The organism is Collinsella sp. AF19-1LB (assembly GCF_003459655.1).
Taxonomy (GTDB): Bacteria; Actinomycetota; Coriobacteriia; order Coriobacteriales; family Coriobacteriaceae; genus Collinsella.
Window position 1 is genome coordinate 1 of sequence record NZ_QRWO01000060.1, and the last position, 2,497, is coordinate 2,497.

At 59.8% G+C, this 2,497-nt stretch carries 2 protein-coding genes; both read right to left on the minus strand.

What is annotated here, in order from left to right:
* Positions 1-311 precede the first annotated feature (311 nt).
* Positions 312-1,421, minus strand: coding sequence for a hypothetical protein (locus DWX39_RS10660; RefSeq protein ID WP_117759925.1), 1,110 nt, complete (start codon positions 1,419-1,421; stop codon positions 312-314).
* A 10-nt stretch (positions 1,422-1,431) separates the two neighbouring features.
* Entirely contained in the window at positions 1,432-2,238 is an 807-nt protein-coding gene (locus tag DWX39_RS10665) for a ComF family protein (protein ID WP_233508938.1), read from the minus strand.
* Between the last annotated feature and the right edge of the window lie 259 nt (positions 2,239-2,497).

A 2,497-nucleotide genomic window follows, 5' to 3' on the forward strand; every position in this document is an offset into this window, starting at 1 on the left:
CCCCGCCTCTTACACCACATCTCTGCGCGCTACCTCCGGGACACCCTTCTTAGGGTGCCGTGGCCAAAAAATGGCAAATATGAGTACTGTCACCAATTTAGTAACAGGCATTTTTGGCCTCTCGGACAGATTTTGCGCTCAGTGTCGCCAACCTGATGCTTAGTTATTCTACATTTGTTTATTATCTTCTTACTTTATGACGCCTCCGAGTCCTAAATTCCTTGATTTTGCTGTTACTGATTTAGTGACAGTACTCATATTTGCCATATTTTGGCCAGGGCATATGATTAACCCCCTATTTTCGACGTGAATTAGACCGGCTTAAGCCCAAAACACGCCCGCAGCGTGTTAAGCAACGCCTCTTGCTTCTTCCTGCGGGCATCGACACGATTCCGGTACCGCTTTCGCATACGCTGGTGGATGCGCCATGCGAGCGCTTCCATCGCTTCCATGTCACAGAGCATTTCGTTGTTGACCGTCGCGACCTCGATTCCCATAGTAATCAAGCCCGTGTTGCGCTTTTCATCATGGATACGTCCCCTCCGAGAGGAATGGCCCAGCTCACCGTTGTATTCCAGGTCAAACCGGGCTGCCTCTTGATACGCATCGCAAACTGCATGAGGCATCCCCGAGATTGCCTGCGCACGGTCATCGAACTCGACCTTGTAGTCGGTCTTAAAAGGTCCGCAGGCAAACCCGCCATAGGAAAACGGAAGCGAAAACAGGGCGAGCATGATGCACTCCATGGGCGAGAGCAGGTTTTCCGAAAGATAGGGACACAGACGCTGCAGCTGTTTGGCCACATTCCCCTTGCATGCCGCAAGGTAATCTGCCAGGCGATCGGGCGTCAGCGCCGGCTCGACTTCAAAGTAGCCCACGTCTGCTGGCTGGTCCTTGTCCTTTGCAAGTTTATTCGTAACAGGCGAGGTGTAGGGAGGCAGATACTTCCCGCGGTCGCTCAGCGAAATCTTAGAGCACAGCTCCTGGGCCAGGGCAAATGCCTGGATACAACCGACCTCGTGGGCGACGGCAACACAAAGGGCCTCGGGAGATAGACTGTACACCCCCGGTTCCACCTCTAGAATCGAGCCGGCGGGCAACCCAGAGCATACGGACCAGCCCACGCCAGGCATGCGGCGGCGCTGCGCCGCAGATCCCACCAGCAAGCAAAGATCTTCTTGCACCTCGCCGCTTGCGGCCCCAATCCGCACCAAGTCGGGAAGATAGATGTCCTCGGTCGAGGGCGACGACGTGCACAGCACACGGCGCTCTTCATCGGGATCGAGGTCCCTCCAGCTGATGTAACCCATTTGTCGGCGCTCGGCGCGCATCATGCGTAGCGCCGAGGCGCCTGTTAGGATTACGGAAGCCGCTAGCTGTTCGCCTGTCGGCTCGTTGCACCGCTCAATCTTTACTGCCACAAAACCACCCCTACCAAACGCGTGCGATAGCGAGGCCATCGACTGCTGCGGCGCCGGCGCGCTTGAGTTCAGCCGAAGCCGCGGCCATCGTCGCACCCGTGGTGATAACGTCGTCGATAAGCAGCAGGCACTTGCCCCGCACATCCTCAACCGTCTCGTACATGCCTTGGGCACGCTCGCGGCGCTCCTCACGACCGAGTTCGCGCTGGTCGCCATGCCCGTACTTGACGAGAGCATCGAGCAGGGGAACACCCGACAGCTCGCAAAATGGGCGCGCAATAGCCTCCATATGATCAAAACCACGCCGCCGAAACGCTGCCGCCGTCGCAGGCACAAACACCACCGCATCCGCACCGGACAGCACACCTCCTAAGCGTTCGGGCGCTACGACCTGGGCATGCAGGGCGGTGTCGTAGAGCAGCTCCGCCAGATACGGAGCCAGACGTCGCTCGCCCGCATCCTTGTACGCTTTAATGATGCGCGGCAGCGGATGCGCATAGACGGCGCACGCCAGGCAGCGGTCGAGCGCCTCCGCCATTGCCGAGGACGTGCCCTCGACCGAACACTCAGTGCACAGCAAATCCCCAAACGGGGCGCCGCATCGGGTGCAGCTATGACGTGGGTCGATGAGCGTGAGCGCAGCCAGGCAGTCTTGGCAAATAAGCGTACCGGCGCGCTCGCAGCCGGCACATCGTGTTGGCGACAATGCCTCGAGCGCCTCGCGTGCCACCCGATCGGCAAACGGTAGTAATTCGTCCGCAAACGGTAGGGCACCGGCACCCTGCAGACAGCTCAATATGTTCAGATGGCTCTTCAAGACACAACCCTCCCTACATTCGGTCGCAGGGAGGGTTGTTGATCCGGCGCTATGATACCCCGATGCGCTCGGGGCAAGGCGGGCTAAATCCGCTCGCGGGCGTTATTCGCCGGCGGGCGGTTGTGGTGCGGACGAAGACGGGGTCGAGCCCTCGCCACCATCCTGGCGCGGCTTGCGGGAACGGCGCCGGCGACGGCGCTTTTGACCCTGGTCGGCCGAGCCCTCGCCACCGCGATCCTCGCGCGGCTCGCGCTCGTCG